The following is a 254-nucleotide window of genomic DNA, read 5'->3' as shown; positions in this document are numbered from 1 at the left end:
ATTAAAATTGCTTTCCCCATCAATAATTACCCGGACAGTATCTGATCATAACAGTGACAGGTATTACAAGCGTTTTAAAACATACGATCATTTGGTAACGATGCTCTATGCCACTTTGAGCGGTGTTTGCGGGAATTATCCACGATATTATTGGCCTGCGAGGGACGAATAGGACATTTAAACCTCAAACATTTTCCAAAACGCAGCACCTTGTCCGATGCTAATAAGAATCGTAGTAGCGAAGTCTTTGCAAG

The 254-nt window shown here is 40.6% G+C and carries 1 protein-coding gene; it reads left to right on the top strand.

The features are described from left to right. The first annotated feature begins 7 nt into the window (after positions 1 to 7). On the top strand, positions 8 to 172 hold the full coding sequence (locus tag LB465_RS18570) for a DUF4372 domain-containing protein (protein WP_224471330.1): 165 nt from the start codon (positions 8 to 10) through the stop codon (positions 170 to 172). Positions 173 to 254: the final 82 nt, after the last annotated feature.

Origin of the sequence: Salegentibacter lacus (genome assembly GCF_020164555.1) — a bacterium.
Classification (GTDB): domain Bacteria; phylum Bacteroidota; class Bacteroidia; order Flavobacteriales; family Flavobacteriaceae; genus Salegentibacter; species Salegentibacter lacus.
The sequence above is the reverse complement of the archived record's forward strand: the minus strand, read 5'-3'. Positions and strand labels throughout refer to the sequence as shown.